Genomic DNA, 17,000 nt, shown 5'->3' with positions numbered 1-17,000 from the left:
CCGCGGCGGCTCGTCGCCGGCTCAGGGGGCTGCTGTGCCGTGTCCTTCGGGGCCCTGTCCGGTCAGCCGGGCCCACTCCTGCGGGTCCTGTCTGAACAGCCGGTCCTTGACCTGGGTGGGGCGGATGCCGCTCTCGACCCGGGCCTGCCAGTCGCGCAGGAAGGCGTCGGGGTCGAGCCCCAGGAGGGTCGGGGCGGCCAGCCGGCCCCGGCCGCGCGCCGTGCGGTAGTCGGCCGACTGCCGCTGGAGGGCCCGGTCGAGGAGGTCGGTGAAGCGCTCGGACTCCTCCGGGCGCCACGGGGTGCGCGGGGCGACGGCGAACTCGTAGCCCGGGGAGCGGTGCGGGGCTCCGGCGACCCGGCAGGCGACGTTGCGCAGTTCGAGGCCGGTGGCGTCCAGCGCGCCGTGCAGCGCCCTGGTCACCTGGGCGTCGCGCAGCCGCTCACCGGCGTGGTCGGAGCGGTTCGCCCGGCCGGCGTACTCCAGGCGCGGCACGCCGTCCTGGTGGTCGACGACCCGGACGACGTCGCCCACCGCGTACCGGTAGAGCCCGCCGACGTGGCTGAACACCACGTGGTAGTCGCGGTCCGGCTCCAGTTCGTGCGGCCGGAGGGTGGCGGTGTCGGGACCGAGGTCCCGGTCGGCGTCGGCGAACTCGTACACCGCGGCGTTCGCCACCAGGCTGCCCGCCCGGCCGTGCCGGTCGAGGGCGACGCCCACCGGGCCTTCGGAGGCGGCCACGGGGGCGGGCAGGGCCACCACGCCGGGGCCGTACTCCTCGCGCAGCCGCGGGAGGTACAGCGAGGCCACCCCGGTGGTCCAGCAGAACAGGGCGCGCATCCGGGGCCAGACGTGGCACGGGCGCACGGTGCCGTGCCGGTCGGCGAGGCGCTCCAGTTCGGCGGCCCGGGCGGGGTCGGGGGCGCGGTGCGGCAGGCCGCCGAGGGTGCCGTCCCGGACCTCCCGGACGATCCGGGGCCACCACAGGTTCAGCTGGTACGGCAGGGCGGCGACCATCGCCGGGTTGATGCCGATGACGCAGCGGACGTCGCTCTCCACCGCGAGGCGCAGCCGCAGGTACATCTTCTCCGCGTGCCGGTCCGCCGCGACGGGCACCGGGAGGGTCGCCCAGGGGGCGCCGGTGCCGGGCTCCGCGGACAGCGGCTCCCCGAAGGCGGTCCCGAAGTCGACCTGGCTGGCGCCGACGTGGGGGCGCCCGGAGGCCGTGGTGGGCGGGGCCGCGACGGGGTCGTGCTTGAGGTTCAGCACCGCCCCGGGGGACTCCAGGACCTCCGGGAAGTGCTCGATGAGCGGCGCCCACGCGGCGTAGTAGAAGGGGAAGAAGGTGGTGCGCATGAAGCGGGGGGTGACCGGGATCTTCTTGTGGGCGCCGGTGCTGCCGCTGCTGGTGAAGAACACGGCGGGGTGGTCGGCGGTCAGGACGTTCCGCTCGCCGGCCGCGGCCCGTTCGATCCACGGTTCGAGGTCGGCGTAGGTCTGCACCGGGACGGCCCCGCGGTACTCGTCGAGGGTGCGGATCCGGGCGAAGCCGTGCCGCTTCCCGTACTCCGTGCCCGCGTTGAACTCCAGCAGGTCGGTCAGCACCTGCCGCTGGCTCCCGGCCGGGTCGGTGAACGCGGCCCGCAGGCCCCGCCGTTCGGCGAACACCCGCTCGCGGTAGCGCCGCAGCCGGACGGGGTCGGACCAGGCCTCAGCAGAACTCATAGGTGACCACCTCCCGGATCGCGGCCGCGGTGAGCTCCGGGCGGTCCAGTTCCTCGATGACGGTGACCGGCAGGTCCTGGATCTCGTCCCGCATGACCTTGGCCAGGTCGCTCTGGTACCGCCGGAAGCCGGCCGGGTCCGGCTGCGGGCCGTAGTGCTCCAGGACGTTGAGGTCGGCGCCCTGCCGGCTGCGCTCCCAGGTCGTCCCGGGCGGCACGTCGAGGTAGACCACCCGGATCGGCCGGGGGAAGGTGCGCCACCAGTCGAGCAGGGGGCTGTCCCCCGCTCCGGCGAGGCGGCACTTGGCCAGCAGCTTGTAGTAGTAGGAGTCGACGACGACGGGGGTCCCGGCGTCGGCGCGCAGCAGTTGGTCGCGCAGGTGGACGACGGCGGTCTGCACGAGCGTGGCGAAGAAGTCCGGGGACCAGACGCCCGGGTGCGGCGCCACGTCCTTGACGACGTTGCGGCGCAGCCGGCCGATGAGCTCGTGCTCGGGGGCGAGCCGGGTGTCGTCCACGGAGAGGAACTGCCACCGGGGCTCGGTCCGGGCGAGTCGGTCGAGGGCCGAGGACTTGCCGGAGTAGTCGGGGCCGAGGAGGACGCAGAAGGGCGGGTGCCCGCCGTCGAAGTCGATGGGAGTCCTCCTCGCTACAGGGCCGACAGGAAGGCGTCGACGGCCAGGGAGGCCTGCACCGGGTTGAGCCGGGGGTCGCAGAGGCTGGTGTAGCGCGCCGTCAGGGCCGCCTCGTCCGGCACGTTCGCGCCCACGCACTCGGTGACGTCGTCGGCGGCGGTCTCCAGGTGCAGGCCGCCGGGGCGGATCCCGACGCCGCGCAGGGCGGAGACGAAGCCCCGGATCTCGTCGCAGACGTCGTCCAGGCGCCGGGTCTTGATGCCGTTCGAGGCCTTGTAGGTGTTGCCGTGCATCGGGTCGCAGAGCCAGACGACGGGGTGTCCGGCGTTCTTGACGGCCTGGGCGAGGGCCGGCAGGCGGGTGCGCACGTCGTCCTTGCCGAACCGGGAGATCAGCGTCAGCCGGCCGGGCTCGCGCTCGGGGTCGAGGCGCCCGACCACGTCGAGCAGGTCCTGCACCTCGGCCTTGCCGCTCACCTTGCAGGCCACCGGGTTCATCACGTCGGCCAGCAGGCGCACGTGCGCGCCCTCGCTGTGCCGGGTGCGCTCGCCGATCCACGGGAGGTGGGTGGAGCCCAGGAACCAGCCGCCCGCGGACTCGTCGAACCGCACCAGGGCCGTCTCGTAGTCCATCACCAGGGCTTCGTGGCTGATCCAGGTGCGCCGTCCGATCGCCGGACTGCGGTCGTGCCGCCCCTCGATGGCGTCGGCCACCGTCTTGGCGGCCCGGTAGGCGCGCAGCATGCGCTCGGGGTCGTGTCTGCGGGCCGCCGCGTCCGGGGCCTCGGAGTTGACGATGTGGCCGCGGAAGGCCGGCAGTGGGCGGCCGTCGACGTCCTCGGTGGGCGCGGACCGGGGCTTGGCGAACTGGCCCGCGATCCGGCCGATCCGGACGACCGGGATCCCGGTCGAGACCGCGACGGTGTCGGCGAGGCGCACGAGGGCGCGCTCCTTGCGGACCGCGTGCTCGGCCGTGCACTCCGCGAAGTCCTCCGCGCAGTCGCCGGCCTGGAGCACGTGGGCGTCGCCGGCCGCGACGCCGGCCAGCTCGCGGCGCAGCTGGAGCAGGTCGGGCAGCCGGGTGAGGACGGGACGGCCGGAGAGGTCGGCGCAGACCTCGTCGCGCCGGGCCGGATCGGCCCAGGACGGCTGCTGGGCCGCCCGGTAGAAGCGCCAGCCGGTCTGGTCTCCGGCGTGCGAGTGCGGGGTGCGGGCCGCCTGTTCGGCGGTCGCGAGAGCCTGGGGCATGACAGTTCCTTCGCTGTGGTGAAGGGCGATCAGGCGGTGACGGGTCTCAGTCGTTCGCGAGCTGGACCATGTGCGGGTTGAACTGCTCGTGCACGTAGGCCTGTCCGCCGGCGGCGTAGTGGATGACGTACTCCTTGAAGGCGGAGTCCACCCACTGCTCGGTGAGGCTGTCCCGCCAGCGCATGAGTCCGGTGGACAGCTGTTCGCGGTGCTGGTGCACCTGCTGGTCGCGGAGCTGGAGGCCGATCGGGGTGAGCGCGTCGGGCACGCCCATCCGGCTGCGGGCGGCCCCGTCGAACACCACCCGGTTGATGCTGACCACCTCCTGCTCGGGGGTCACCAGGCAGGAGCGGCGCTCCAGGACGACGGCGGAGTCCGCGAGTCCGAGCGCGGAGCGGATGCCGTCCGGGAGGCGGCCGGCCGGGGTGTCGCCCTGGGCGTCGACCCGGATCGACAGGTCGTGGCCGGTGAGGGCTTGCAGGAGCAGGGTGGTGGAACCGTCGCAGGCCAGCAGCATCCGGGTGCTGGCGCTCAGTTCGGCGGTCGGCTGGAGGGGGCTCATCATCGGTCTCCTGGGCTGTTGTCGGTCTGCCGGAGGGGGGAGCGTCCTGCGGTCGCGCCGGGGCGAGGGGAAGGGAAGGGCGGGGAAGGGAGGGGGTGGCCGCGCCGGGGGGCGTGGCGCGACCACCCCGGTTCAGGGGGGTGGCGCGGGCGTCAGTGCGTCCGCACCGCTTCGGCCGGCCGGCCGTCGGGCTCGGCGCTGCCGGCACCGCCTGCGGCGCCGCTCGGCTGCGCCGGACGGCCGCGCGCGAAGCGCTTCATCAGCGGCTGCTCGACGCCGATGAACAGCAGCCAGGAGAAGAAGACGCTGATCAGCACTTCACTGGCGAGGATCCCGGCCGCGACCGGGGCGCTGTGCGACGCGCTGAGGCCGAAGCGGTCGACGAAGACGTGCACGGTGATGTCGTGGACCAGGTAGAAGGCGAACGAGACCTCACCGAGCCAGACGAAGACCCGCTTGCGCAGGAACGAGGGCCGGCCCGCGATGTCGGTGCTGGCCATCGCGGCGATCAGCAGGGCGACCGGGATCAGCGTCACCGCGCTCATCGCGTACAGCCACGGCACCCACTTCAGCTCGACCACGTAGGCGACGGCGACCAGCGCCAGCGCCGGCAGGACCGGGAACTTGATCCAGCGGCCGGTCATGACGATCCGGGCCATCAGGATGCCCACCGCGAACTCCAGGATCCGGAACGGCGGCAGCTGCCACACGAACCAGTACTGCCACACCGAGGCCTCGAACTTCAGCGGCATGGCCGGGGAGTCCGGCAGGACCGCGTACGCGACGGCGGGGACGGCGACCACGGCGGCGGCCAGGATGCCCACCCACAGCCACAGCCGCTCCGGCCGGATCCGCTGGATCGCCCGGTGCAGCAGCGGGAAGCACAGGTAGAAGACGGCCTCGACGGAGAGCGACCAGGCGGGCGGGTTGATGCTCTGGAAGACCTTGGCGTCCGGGATCCAGGTGTGCAGCAGGAAGAGGTTGGAGATCCCCGCCGTCCAGGTGGCCTTCATGTAGGCGAACAGCGCCAGCGCGATGAAGAAGGTCACCACGTGGTTCGGGTAGATCTTCATGAACCGGCGCCGCCAGAACTGCCGGGGCCTGTCCCCCGGGCGGGCCGACCAGGTCAGCACGAAGCCGCTGAGGACGAAGAAGAACCCGACGCCCAGCCAGCCCGCCTTGCTGACGGCGTGCGTGACGGATACGGCGGTGCCGCCCGTGAACGGCGTGTACGGCGGCAGGGTCGAGTGGAAGAGGAAGACCATGAACGCGGCGAAGAACCGCATGCCGGTCAGGGAGGGCAGCCGTGCGAAGCGCGCGGACGCGGGCACGGGTGTCCCGGTCGGACTGGACATGGTGAAGACTCCCGACGGTGGGGTGGGGGACGGCGGCCGGGTCACCCGGCCGGTGTGACTACGCCCTTGGCGTCCAGCAGGAACTCGGTGTAGTTGCCGTCGTGCGGCATGCCCGGCACCAGCTCCCAGGGGAGGACGGCGCCGTCGGTGATCTTCCGGACGGCCGGGTCGAGCAGCGCCTGTCCGGTGATCGCGGCGTTCTCGGTCAGCAGGTTGAGCACCAGCGAGGGCCGCAGCGGGGCGATGCCGTCGGCCGGGCTCCAGGGGGCGACCACGACGAACGGGAAGGCCAGCTCGGTGCCGACGGCCGGGTGGTCCGCGCGGTCGGCGGCGAGGACCACGGGGCGCGGCAGGAAGGAGCCGTCGCCGAGGTCGACCAGGAAGTCCTCACCGTACAACGGCGTGCTGTGGTCGGTGAGTTCGGTGGCCAGCTTGGCCATCTGCCGGCGCAGCCCGTCGGCGCGCTCGCGCCCGACGACGAGCAGCACGCTCTCCGGGTCGGCGGCGGGCAGCACCGGCAGGTGCGCCAGCCGTCCGGCCAGGGCGGCCGCGGTGTCGTGGACGTCGTTGCTGGTCAGGACGGCCGAGAGGTTGGTGCAGCGGGTCCCGCCGTCGAAGGCCGCACTGGTGGCCAGGTGGTCCAGCAGGGCGTCGGTCAGCGGCAGGTCCAGCAGGGCCCGGGAGCGCCCCGGGCCGCGGGTGGCGACCCGGGCGCGGTCGCTCCAGTCGCTCACCGCCTGCTCGTTGCCGTAGATGATGCCGCGGTCGGCGGCGTTCAGCAGGAACGAGCCGACGGCGTGCGGGCTGGGCAGCAGGGCCAGCTTCTCCGGCGCCAGCCCGGCCGCCAGCAGGGCGGCCGCCAGCCGGCGCGGGGTGAACGGGTCGCGGCTGCCGGGCCGCACGACGACGCTGTAGCCGTGGTGCAGCGGCTGCACCCAAGTGGCGTGCGGCAGCGGGTGGTTGCTGGCCATCACGGCGGTGAAGAGCCGGCCCGCCGGCGCCCGGTGGACGCGGTGGGTCGGCGTCAGCCGGGCGGCGGGCAGCTCCGCCGCGGTGGTGGCGGGCAGTTCCTCGATCTCGGCGGCCATGTCCGCCAGGCCGCGCCGGACGGTGGTGGAGGCGAGGCCGGTGCCGCGCACGGTGTGGCGCACGTACGCGTCGGCGCTCTCGCCGTCCAGTTCGGCGGTGGCGAACAGCCGCGCGGCCGTGCGGAACACCTCCGGCTCGGGGGGCAGGCCGTCGGCGTCGCGGCGCAGCCGGTTGACGGCGGCCTGGGCGGCGAGCCGGGGGGCGAGGCCGACGTCCGCGAGCGGTTCGCCGTGCACGTCGGTCAGGACGGTGCGGTCGGCGCTCGGCCGGTGCTCACCGGCGACCAGCGGGTCGATGACGAGCACTCAGTACACCCCCTCGACGACGTCGGCGTCCTCGAAGGTCGCCACGCTGGTCACCTCCGCGAGGCCGTCGACGCCGCCGTCCGAGGTCGGCCGGACCCGCACGGCGGTGTCCCGCTCCAGCACGTTGGGCAGGAACATCTCCTCGCTGACCAGGTGCAGTCTGACCCGGCCGCGCTCGCCGTAGCCGACCGGCTCGCCGTCCTCGTCCACCAGGTCCAGGCGGGTGGTCTCGGCGAAGGGCTCGAAGACGCAGGCGTGGACGTCCTCGGGCGTCCGGACCCGCTGCGGGGCCACGCCCATCAGGCTGTTCCCGTAGATCCCCACCAGGCGGGCGTCGGGGAAGAAGTCCTCCCGCACCACGCGCAGGCTCTCCGGGCTGAACGAGGTGCCGGCCCAGATGATCGCCCCGACCCGGGAGGCCACCAGTTCGTGCAGCTCCGGCCGGGCGCAGATGGCCTCGATCAGCGGGGGCGTGGTGCTCAGCACCCGCACCGGCTGGCTCAGCAGGACCTCGCGGGCCTGGTCGAGGAGGTGGTCGATGTAGTCGTCGGCCTCCTGCTGCCGGCCGGAGCCGAGCAGGCGCTTGACCCAGCGCGGGTCGAGGTCGACGGTGTAGCACAGGCCGCCGGCGGGCTCGGCGTAGCGGGAGGTGTCGAAGGCCACCACGTGCGGGCCGGTGGGGCCCAGGTGCAGCCAGTCGCCGGTCGCGGGCACGCCGTGCTCGGTCAGCAGCCGCCTGGTCCAGGCGCCCATCCGGGAGCGGTAGTTGCCGTCGACGATCCGCTTGGGGGCGCCGGTGGTGCCGCCGGACTCGTAGACCCGGAAGACCTGGCCCGGTGCGGCGCCCCGGGGTATCAGGTCGGCCGCCGGGACGGTGCGCAGTTCGCGGCTGACGTCGGGGAAGCGGAGCAGGTCGGCCGCGCCGGCGACATCGGTGCGCGGGTCGAAGCCCAGGTCCGCGCGGCGGGCGAGCCAGAACGGCGAGCCGGTGCGGTCGTCGAAGTGCCAGGCCATCAGGGCGCGGACGTGGGCGTCGAAGTCGGCCGCCCCGAGGGGTGGGCGGTGCGGGTCGGGCAGGGGGGCGGGGGTGCTGGTCACGCGTTCGTCCCTTCGGAGCGGTGCGGCGTCAGATCGGCTGGTTGAGCGCGTCGTCCACCTGGTGGGCGACGGCTTCCAGGCCGTTCCGGATGAAGTCGAGCTGCCGGTCCAGGGACGCCTGGTCGGTGGTGTTCATCTCGGACAGGAGGATGTTGCGGGAGGCGTCCTGGGCGATCTTGGCGCGGACGAAGCGGCGGTCCTGGAACTCGGCCAGCAGCTCGCGCAGGTCGCCGTCCCGGCCGAGCGTCTCGCCGAGCACGGCGGCGTCCTCGATGGCCATGGCCGCGCCCTGGGTGCGGTGCGGCGCCATGGCGTGGGCGGCGTCGCCGAGCAGCAGCAGCCCGTCCTGGTACCAGGGCAGCGGGAGGAGCACCTCCTCGATCGGCGCGTACACGATGTCGTCGTCCGGCTTGATGCGGTCGCGCAGTTCGCCGATCAGGCCGGTGTAGCCGGCCAGCCGCTGGGTGAGGTGGCCGTGGAAGTCCTCCCGCGCGTGGCGCGGGTTGCCCGGCTCGGGCGTCACGTGCAGCAGGTACATGACATCCGTATTGAGCGGGAAGAGCCCTGCCTTGGTGCCCATGCCCTGGAAGTACATGTTCCGGGTGACCTCGGGGTGCCGTTCGAGGGCCACCCGCCACACCGAGTAGCCGGTGAACCGGGGCTCGATGCCGAGGGCCGCCTTGCGGAAGGAGGAGCGGATCCCGTCGAACGCGACCACCAGGTCGTAGTGCTCGGTGCTGCCGTCGGTGAGGACGGTCTCGACCCCGCCGTCGGCGGTGGTGCTCATCTTCTCCACCGAGGTGCCGTAGCGGATCACCGTGCCCACGTCGACGCAGGCCTTCTCCAGGATCCGGGCCAGGTCCTTGCGCTGGATGGCGCAGTTGGCGGGCACGCCGTCGACCCCGAGCTTCGACCGCAGCGCGAGCAGCAGCCGGGAGGCGGAGTCGTGGAAGTCGACGCGGTCGAAGGTGAAGCCGTGGCCGAGGACCTCGTCGAGCAGGCCGAGCTGCCTCAGGGCCCGCAGCGCGTTGCCCGGGATGTTGATGCCGACGCCGGCGACGAGGTTCTCCGACTGGATCTCGACGACGGTGGTGTCGATGCCCTGCTGTCCGAGTGCGGCTCCGGCGGCGAGACCGCCGATGCCCCCTCCGATGATCAGGATGCGGCGCTTCACTGTGACTCCTCACGCATGGGTGGACGGTTAGCGGTCACTGGTGCTGTTGCTGGGGCTGGGGCTGGGGCTGGGGCAGGCCCGCCACCCAGCGCGCGTGGTCGCGGACGAGCTGCCGGTCGGGGGCGACGAGCAGCAGCACGCGGTCCGAGGCGATGAACTCCTCGGCGAAGGGGCCGCCCAGGTACTTGCGGGACAGCTCGTCGATGTGCTCGCGGGCCTCGGTGCCGAGGACCTCCTCGACCACCCGGCCGCGGATCTCGGCGAAGTTCAGCGGGTCGTCCTGCTGCCAGATGGTGACGGTGGCCCGCGGGTCGCGGCGCAGGTTGCGCACCTTCTGCCGCCCCACCTCGCTGTTGAGGGCGAGGTACTCACCCCGGGTGGAGACCCAGACGACCTGGGTCTGCGGGGTTCCGTCGCGCATCAGGGTGGTCAGGGCGGCGAAGTTGGGTCCGTCCGCGAGGGCGCGGACCTCCGGGGCGAGGCGGTGACCCGTCTCGACTTCCATCTCCTGGTGAGAAGACATGCTGTGTCCTTCCTGCGGGATGGGGTTCCTTCGTTCGGGACGCGCTTCCTTCGTCGGCGCCCGGCCGCCGGTGGTACGGCGGTGGACGGTGCTGGAGGTACTGGAGGTGATGGACGGCGGTGGACGGCGGTACGGCCGTGGACGGCCGTGGACGGTGCCGCGCGGCGCGGTTCAGCCCCGCAGCGCGGGGCTGGACTCCTCCGCGTCCGTGGGCGCGGCCACCGGCTGCGGGTGCTTGCGGTTGCGGCGCAGCGCTCCCACGCTGACGACGAGGGCGAGGCCGGCCAGCAGCTCGAAGCCGGCCCCGGCCAGGGGGTTCCAGCGGAGCATGTCCGCGTCGGCGAGCAGTCCGCCGACCGCGGCGGCGGTCATCTGGCCCACGTAGACGGCGCTGTTGTTCAGCGCCAGGAGCATGTCGCCGCGGTCCCCGCCGATGCCCAGGGCCCGGTGCAGCAGCAGCGGGAAGCTGGGCCAGTGCACCAGGCCCCACACGCCGACGGCGAGCGCCGCGACCAGCGGCCACTGGAGGGTCGGGGTGAGCACCACGAGCCAGAGGCCCAGCGCGGTGATGGTGATCGAGAGGCCGACGACCGAGCCGAAGCGGTCGGCCAGCCGGCCCCCGACGAAGACCCCGCCGAAGCTGCCGACGCCGAAGAGCAGCAGGACCCAGGACTGCTGGCCGGCCGACAGCCCGGTGACCTGCTCCAGGATGGAGCCGAGGTAGGTGTAGACGGTGAACGTGCCCGCGGTCCACAGCGCCGTCACCAGCAGGTGCGTGGGGGCCTGCGGGATCCGGATCGCGGCCATCCGCTCCCGGACGGTGGCGCCGGGGCCGGTGGGCACGTCCGGCAGGAAGAACTGGATGCCGGCCACGGTCACGGCCGCGAGCACCGCGACCAGGCCGAACGCCCAGCGCCAGGAAGAGAGTTCGCCGATCCAGTTGCCGATCGGCACCCCGAAGGCGATGGCGCTGGTCATGCCCGCGTAGACGATGGCCAGCGCCCGGCCGCGCACCTCGGGCGGGCTGATCCGGGCGGCCACCGCGGAGGCGTTGGCCGAGTACAGGGCGGCGCCCGCGCCGGTGATCACCCGGCTGATCAGCAGCACGGTGAAGTTGGCCGAGACGGCCGACAGGAGGTTGCCGAGGCCGAAGACGAGCATGACCCCGATGAGCAGCGGCTTGCGCCGGAACTTGGCGGTGAGCCCGGCCAGGATCGGCGCTCCCACCGCGTAGGTGGCGGCGAACGCGGTGGACGTCTGGCCCGCGAGTGCCGTCGAGAGGTGCAGGTCCCGCCCCACCGCCGGCAGCAGGCCGGCGACGATGAACAGGTCGGTACCGGTTGCGAACGTTCCCAGCGCGAGCAGCCAGACCCGAGGGTCCACCCGCCCCGCCGAACTCGCCGAGCTCATCGGGGTCCTCCTTCTCCGGAGACGGTTGATCAGATGGCGGTGTCCAGCGCGAGCTCCCGCCAGGTGTCGAGCTCCTTGGCGACGGTCTCGAGCTTGCTCTCGACCCGGGCGACGCAGTCCGCGCCGAGCGGCAGGCGCACCGGGGGCGCGTCCGACGCGGCCACGGTGACGATCGCGCGGGCGGCCTTGACCGGGTCGCCGGGCTGCTGGTGGTTGTTGTCCACCGCCCAGTCGCGGGTCTTGCCGACGGTCTGCGCGTAGTCGTCGATCGGGGTGGTGCTGTGCAGCGAGGAGGCGTCCAGGAAGTCGGTGCGGAAGACCCCGGGCTCGATGATCGTGACGTGGATGCCGAGCGGGGCGAGGTCGGCCCGCAGGGCCTCGCTGAGGCCCTCGACGGCGAACTTGGTGCTGTTGTAGATGCCCCAGCCCGAGCCGGCCGTGAACCCGCCGACGGAGCTGATGTTGAGGATCCGGCCGGACCGCTCCCGGCGCATGTACGGCAGCACCGCCCGGGTGACGGCGAGCAGGCCGAAGACGTTGATGTCGTAGACCGCGCGCGCCTCGGCGTCCGAGGCCTCCTCGACGGCGCCGAGCAGCCCCCGGCCGGCGTTGTTCACCAGGACGTCGATCCGGCCGAAGCGCTCGTACGCGGCCCGCGCGACCTCCTGCGCCTGCTGCTCGTCGGTCACGTCGAGCGGCAGGTACAGCACCTCGCCGCCGGCCTCGCCGAGCGCCGCACGCACGACCTCCGTGTCGCGCGCCGTCGCGACGACCTGGTGACCGCTGGCCAGCGCCTCCCGGGCGATGTGCAGGCCGAGGCCACGGGAGCTGCCGGTGATCAGCCAAACGGACATGAACTTCCTCCAACTATCGGTGTGTTGCGGCGGCCCGACGGGCCGGGACCAGCGGGTGTGGTTCTCAGGTGCCGGTGTGCTGCGCGAGGAACGGGCCGAGCACCGCGGCGAACCCCTCGGGGTCCTCCGCCAGCGCGTTGTGGCCGGTCTCGATCTCCGCGTAGACGGCACCGGGTATGCCCTCGCGCAGCAGCAGCTGCTGGTTGGCTCCGCAGACGCGGTCGTGCACGCTGGCGAACACCAGCGCCGGCGCGACGACGGCGCCGAGCAGCGGACGCAGGTCGACGGTGAGGCCGACCTCGAACTGCCGCGCGGTGCCGGGCTGGAAGTTGTCGGCGATCTGCCGGACGAGCTTCCCGTGCTCCGCCTCGTTCGTCGCCTCCCAGTAGCGGGGGCCGAGGGTGGCCAGCGGGAACATCTGCGGGACCAGCGCGGTGCCCAACTCCGCGTCGGTGCGCAGCAGGTCGAGCGAGTAGCGGAAGTCGGCCGTCATCCGCTCGTCGGTGTACGCCCAGCCGGCGTGCGAGACGACCGAGCGCACCCGCTCGGGGTGCTCGGCCGCGAGGCGCAGCGCCACCACGGCGCCGAGGGAGTGGCCGGCGAGGTGGAAGGTGTCCAGGCCGGCGTGGTCGGCCACCGCCAGCACCTCCGCGACCAGGTCGCCCAGGGTCAGCGGCCCGCCGTGGTCGACCGTGTCACCGGAGCCGGACAGGTCCGGGGTGACGACGGTGAACTTCCCCCTCAGCTCCTCGACCTGCTGGGCCCAGGCGGCTCCGCGGGTTCCGGTGCCGTGCACCAGGACCAGGGCCGGCCCGCTGCCTTCGATGCTGTACGCCACCTCGGCGTCGCCGCCGCTGATCCGTATCCCCGTGCTCGGCATGTCAGGTGCCTCCTCAGGATTGGTCGACTACCGGACAAGATGGGACCATGAGTCGAGGTTGGATGCAAGTATCACTTTTTACTGAAAGCCAAGTAAGCGAGCGATCTGGACCACACCCGGAGGCGCCGCGCGACCGCCCGACGGCGGAGCGGCGCAGGTGAGGGGCCCATTCGGTGGCCAGCGATGCAACTAGGCGGCGCGGGTTCAATCTTGACCTTGCATCAATGATTGAACGACTATCACTTCTGTAGCACCGATGCTTCGCTCGTACATGAAGGCAGGTACGCCCCATGGATCAGCCCGAAGTAGCGTCCGACCGCTCGATCGCCGTCATCGGCCTGGGATGCAGGTTCCCCGGCGCCTCGAACGCCGACGAGTTCTGGGAGCACCTGATCGGCAATGCCGACAGCGTCACGGCGATTCCCGGCGACAGGTACGACGCGGCCGCCCACCACTCCCCCGACCCGGCCACCCCGGGCAAGTCCATCTCCGCGAAGGGCGGGTTCATCGACGACCCCTTCGCCTTCGACCCCGGCTTCTTCGGCATCTCGCCCGCCGAGGCCCGCGCCATCGACCCCCAGCACCGCGTCCTGCTCCAGGTCGTCTGGGAGGCGCTGGAGGACGCCGGCATCCGCCCCTCCGCCCTGGCCGGCAGCCGGACCGGCGTCTTCGTCGGCCAGGCCACCGCCGAGTACGGCGACGAGCACCGGCCGCTGACCGACCAGGACATCTGGCGCACCGTCGGCAGCCAGCTGCGCTCGATGGCCTCCGGGCGCATCTCCTACGCGCTGGACCTGCGCGGCCCCAGCATCGTGCTGGACACCGCCTGCTCCTCCTCCCTGGTCGCGGTGCACATGGCCCGGCAGAGCCTGCTCACCGGGGAGAGCGATCTCGCCGTCGTCGGCGGCGCCAACATCGTCCTCTCCCCCCGGGACGCCGTCGCCTACTCGCAGGCGGGCATGCTCTCGCCGGAGGGGCACTGCGCCTTCGGCGACGCCGACGCCGACGGCTTCGTGCGCAGCGACGGCGTCGGCGTGGTGCTGCTCAAGCGCCTCGCGGACGCCCGGCGCGACGGCGACCCGGTCCTGGCGGTGCTGGCCGGCAGCGCGGTGAACAACGACGGGCGCAGCAGCGGACTGCTGGTCAAGCCCTCCGTCCCGGGCCAGGTCGAGATGGTCCGCGAGGCCTGCCGCAGCGCCGGGATATCCCCGGCCCGCCTCGGCTACGTGGAGGCGCACGGCACCGGCACCGCCGTCGGCGACACGGTGGAACTGTCCGCGCTGGCCGCGGCGGCCGGCCCGGCCCGCGCCCCGGGGCGGCCGCTGCGGACCGGCTCGGTGAAGAGCAACATCGGCCACGCCGAGGCGGCCGCCGGCATGGCGGGGCTGATCAAGACCGTCCTGATCGCCCGCCACGGCGTCATCCCGGCCTCGCTCCACCTGAACAGTCCGCACCCGCTGATCGCCGCCCCGGACTCCCCGGTCCGCGTGGTCACCGAGAACGAACCCCTCGGGGACGGCGACGACACCTACCTCGGGGTCAGCTCCTTCGGCCTGTCGGGGACCAACGCCCATGTCGTCCTGAGCCCGTACCCCGCCGAGGCCGAAGCGTCCGCCGCGACGGCCACCGCGACGGACGGGCGCCCCGAGCCGCTGGTGGACGGACGCCCCGAACTGCTGGTGTTCAGCGCCCGCTCGCAGCGGTCCCTGGAACGGCTCGCGACCGCCTACGCCCGCCACCTGCGGCCCGGCGGCGCGGGCCACCGGGAGCCCCTGCGCGACGTCTGCGCCGCGGCCGCGCTGCGCCGCGACCACCACCCGTACCGGATGTGGGCGATCGGCGACAGCCACGAGCAGCTCGCCGACCGGCTGGAGGCACTGGCGGCCGGCGAGGAGATCGCCGACGGCGGACGCGGCGAGGCCGGCTTCGGCCCGCAGCGGCGGACGGTGTTCGTCCTCCCCGGGCAGGGCGCGCAGTGGCCGGGCATGGGGCGCCGGCTGCTGGCGGACTTCCCCGCCTTCCGCGAGCGCATGGCCGAGTGCGACGCGGCGGTCCGGGCCGAACTGGGCTGGTCCGTCGTCGAGCTGCTGAACCGCGAGCAGGAGGAGTTCCCCACCGACATCGACGTCGTCCAGCCGGCCCTGTGGGCGATGGAGGTGTCGCTGGCCGCCCTCTGGCAGGACCTCGGCGTCAGCCCCTCCGCATGCGTCGGGCACAGCATGGGCGAGGCGGCCGCCGCCGTGATCACCGGCGCCCTGTCGGTGCGCGACGCCGCCGCCGTCATCTGCCGCCGCAGCCGGCTGATGGCCCGACTCGGCGGCCGGGGGCGGATGCTGGCCACCGACCTGTCCCCGGACGAGGCCGAGCGGATCGCCGCCCGCTACCCCGACGCGCTGTGCGTCGCGGTGGAGAACTCGCCGCACTCCACCGTCCTCGCCGGGGATCCGGAGCACCTCGCCAGGCTCGCCGAGGGCCTGACGGAGCGCGGCCGACTGGCCCGGTTCGTCAACGTCAGCGTGGCCTCCCACTCCCCCGACATGGACCCGCTGCGGTCCGAACTGCTCGACGCCCTCGCCGACCTCGCCCCGCGCGGCACCTCGCTGCCGCTGCACTCCACCGTGCGCGCCGAGCCCGTCCCCGGGACGGCCCTCGACGCCGGGTACTGGATGGACAACCTGCGCCGCCCGGTGCGGTTCGCCGGCGCCGTGGCGCGGCTGGCGAAGCAGGACGAGAGCGTCTTCCTGGAGATCAGCCCGCACCCGCTGCTGACCTCGGCCGTGGAGGAGACCCTGGAGGCGCTCGGCGCCCCGGCCTTCACCGTCGCCTCGCTGCGCCGCAGGGAGCACGAGGGCGCCGAACTCGCCCGCGCGGCCGGCCGCCTGCACGCCGCCGGCGCCGGCCTCGACTTCACCCGGTGGTTCCGGGGCGCGGTCCGCCCCGTGCCGCTGCCCCGCTACCCCTGGGACGACGAGCACCTGCGGGACCCGGCCGCCCTCCCGGCGGCCACCGGCTTCACCTACGAACGGCCGCTGGACATCGAGGCGTTGGGGGTATCGTTCCGCGGCACGGCCGTCGTCCCGCCGATGCTGTACGTCGACGCCGTGCTGAGCGCGGCGCGCTCCGAACTCGGCGGGCAGCACCGCCTGGTGGACGTCACCCTGACCGGGGAGCTGGTCGACCGCAGACAGGCACTCGGCGCCACCCTGCGGGTCCGGCTGCGGCCCGAGGGCGCCGACCACCTCGCGACCGTCCAGGTCGTCGGCCCGGGATCGGCCGGCGAACCGGCCCTGACCTGCCTGACGGCCCGCGTCACCTCCTCCCCGCCCGGGGGCGGCGCCTCGCCCCGGAGCCTGGACGCGCTGCTGGCGCAGTGCGGCGAGTACCTGCCCGGGCCGGACTTCTACGACGAGGTCCGGGGGTACGGCTACGACGTCCCCGACGAACTCGCGGGCGTCCGCCGGCTCTGGCGGCGCCCGGGCCTCGCGGTGGCGCGTATGCACCTGCCGGCCCCCGGGCACCCCGCGGCCTGGGAGGTGCCGCTGCAGCCGCTGCTCGCCGTGCTGCCCCGCGGCGGTCCGGACGGCACGAGCCACAGCTACCTGGCCGTCGGCATCGACGCCGTGACGGTGCACGGTGACGCGACCGCCCTGGCGAAGCCGGTGTGGAGCTCGGCCGCGCTCCGGCCGGTGGCGGAGGGCACGGCGTCCGGCGACTCCGTCGTCCGCGCGGACGTCGTGCTGCACACGGACGACGGGGACCACGTGCTGGCGGAGCTGCACGGGGTCCAACTCCTGCGGCTGACCGGCACGGTGGCGCCGGAGGCCGGGCCCGGGCACGCGCCCGCGACCGTACCGGCAGCTGAGGCCACCTCCGTCCCCGCCACCGTTCCTGCCCCCGCGCCGGCCGCCGACCGCGAGGCGGCCGTGCTGACGCACGCCGCGGCGCTGCTCGGCACCACCCCCGAACGCATCGACCGCCGACGGCCGTTGCGCGAGCTGGGCCTCGACTCCATCACCGCCGTCCGGCTGCGGCAGCGCATCCGGACCGCCATGGGCATCGACCTGCCCGTGGGGCGCCTGCTCGGTCAGGAGACCATCGGTCGGCTACTGGAATCGACTGAGGTTTAAACGAATACTACGCATCA

At 73.6% G+C, this 17,000-nt stretch carries 13 protein-coding genes; 1 reads left to right on the top strand and 12 read right to left on the bottom strand.

The genetic code is table 11. The features are described 5' to 3' along the window. Nucleotides 1–21: 21 nt before the first annotated feature. From ACFXOZ_RS02115 to ACFXOZ_RS02060, 12 genes are all read right to left on the bottom strand, one after another. On the bottom strand, nucleotides 22–1,725 hold the full coding sequence (locus tag ACFXOZ_RS02115) for a GH3 auxin-responsive promoter family protein (protein WP_380523210.1): 1,704 nt from the start codon (nucleotides 1,723–1,725) through the stop codon (nucleotides 22–24). Then, the gene (locus ACFXOZ_RS02110) at nucleotides 1,712–2,242 is read right to left on the bottom strand and encodes a hypothetical protein (RefSeq protein ID WP_375887188.1); all 531 of its coding nucleotides are present in this window, start codon (nucleotides 2,240–2,242) and stop codon (nucleotides 1,712–1,714) included. Before ACFXOZ_RS02110 ends, ACFXOZ_RS02115 begins: the two co-directional genes overlap by 14 nt. Nucleotides 2,243–2,373: 131 nt before the next feature. Then, the gene (locus tag ACFXOZ_RS02105) at nucleotides 2,374–3,606 is read right to left on the bottom strand and encodes a 3-deoxy-7-phosphoheptulonate synthase (protein ID WP_380523211.1); all 1,233 of its coding nucleotides are present in this window, start codon (nucleotides 3,604–3,606) and stop codon (nucleotides 2,374–2,376) included. Between the two features lie 46 nt (nucleotides 3,607–3,652). Further along, nucleotides 3,653–4,168 (bottom strand): hypothetical protein, encoded by a 516-nt coding sequence (locus ACFXOZ_RS02100; RefSeq protein WP_380586659.1) that lies wholly within the window; start codon nucleotides 4,166–4,168, stop codon nucleotides 3,653–3,655. Nucleotides 4,169–4,320: 152 nt separating this feature from the next. Then, entirely contained in the window at nucleotides 4,321–5,523 is a 1,203-nt protein-coding gene (locus ACFXOZ_RS02095; RefSeq protein ID WP_380586656.1) for an acyltransferase family protein, read from the bottom strand. Nucleotides 5,524–5,564: 41 nt separating this feature from the next. Then, complete coding sequence (locus ACFXOZ_RS02090) at nucleotides 5,565–6,917, bottom strand: aldehyde dehydrogenase family protein (protein ID WP_380586653.1); 1,353 nt, start codon at nucleotides 6,915–6,917, stop codon at nucleotides 5,565–5,567. After that, nucleotides 6,918–8,015 carry a phenazine biosynthesis protein gene (locus ACFXOZ_RS02085; RefSeq protein WP_380523215.1) on the bottom strand — a complete coding sequence of 366 codons (1,098 nt, stop codon included), beginning with the start codon at nucleotides 8,013–8,015 and terminating at the stop codon, nucleotides 6,918–6,920. A gap of 28 nt (nucleotides 8,016–8,043) precedes the next feature. Beyond that, nucleotides 8,044–9,189: an FAD-dependent monooxygenase gene (locus ACFXOZ_RS02080; RefSeq protein WP_375887173.1), complete on the bottom strand. Its 1,146-nt coding sequence runs from the start codon at nucleotides 9,187–9,189 to the stop codon at nucleotides 8,044–8,046. A gap of 34 nt (nucleotides 9,190–9,223) precedes the next feature. Next, entirely contained in the window at nucleotides 9,224–9,712 is a 489-nt protein-coding gene (locus ACFXOZ_RS02075; RefSeq protein WP_380586650.1) for a PPOX class F420-dependent oxidoreductase, read from the bottom strand. Nucleotides 9,713–9,883: 171 nt separating this feature from the next. Then, on the bottom strand, nucleotides 9,884–11,122 hold the full coding sequence (locus ACFXOZ_RS02070) for an MFS transporter (RefSeq protein ID WP_380586647.1): 1,239 nt from the start codon (nucleotides 11,120–11,122) through the stop codon (nucleotides 9,884–9,886). Nucleotides 11,123–11,151: 29 nt separating this feature from the next. Then, a complete protein-coding gene (locus ACFXOZ_RS02065) occupies nucleotides 11,152–11,976 on the bottom strand; it encodes an oxidoreductase (RefSeq protein WP_380586645.1) in 825 nt (274 codons plus the stop codon). A gap of 64 nt (nucleotides 11,977–12,040) precedes the next feature. Further along, nucleotides 12,041–12,856 carry an alpha/beta fold hydrolase gene (locus ACFXOZ_RS02060; RefSeq protein WP_380523218.1) on the bottom strand — a complete coding sequence of 272 codons (816 nt, stop codon included), beginning with the start codon at nucleotides 12,854–12,856 and terminating at the stop codon, nucleotides 12,041–12,043. 290 nt (nucleotides 12,857–13,146) lie between these two features. Between ACFXOZ_RS02060 and ACFXOZ_RS02055 the strand changes: the two genes are divergently transcribed. Continuing rightward, nucleotides 13,147–16,983 carry a type I polyketide synthase gene (locus ACFXOZ_RS02055; RefSeq protein WP_380586642.1) on the top strand — a complete coding sequence of 1,279 codons (3,837 nt, stop codon included), beginning with the start codon at nucleotides 13,147–13,149 and terminating at the stop codon, nucleotides 16,981–16,983. Nucleotides 16,984–17,000 lie beyond the last annotated feature (17 nt).

This window comes from Kitasatospora sp. NPDC059160 (genome assembly GCF_042755465.1).
GTDB lineage: Bacteria > Actinomycetota > Actinomycetes > Streptomycetales > Streptomycetaceae > Kitasatospora.
Note: the sequence above shows the minus strand (reverse complement) of the source record. Positions and strands in the feature narration are given on the sequence as shown.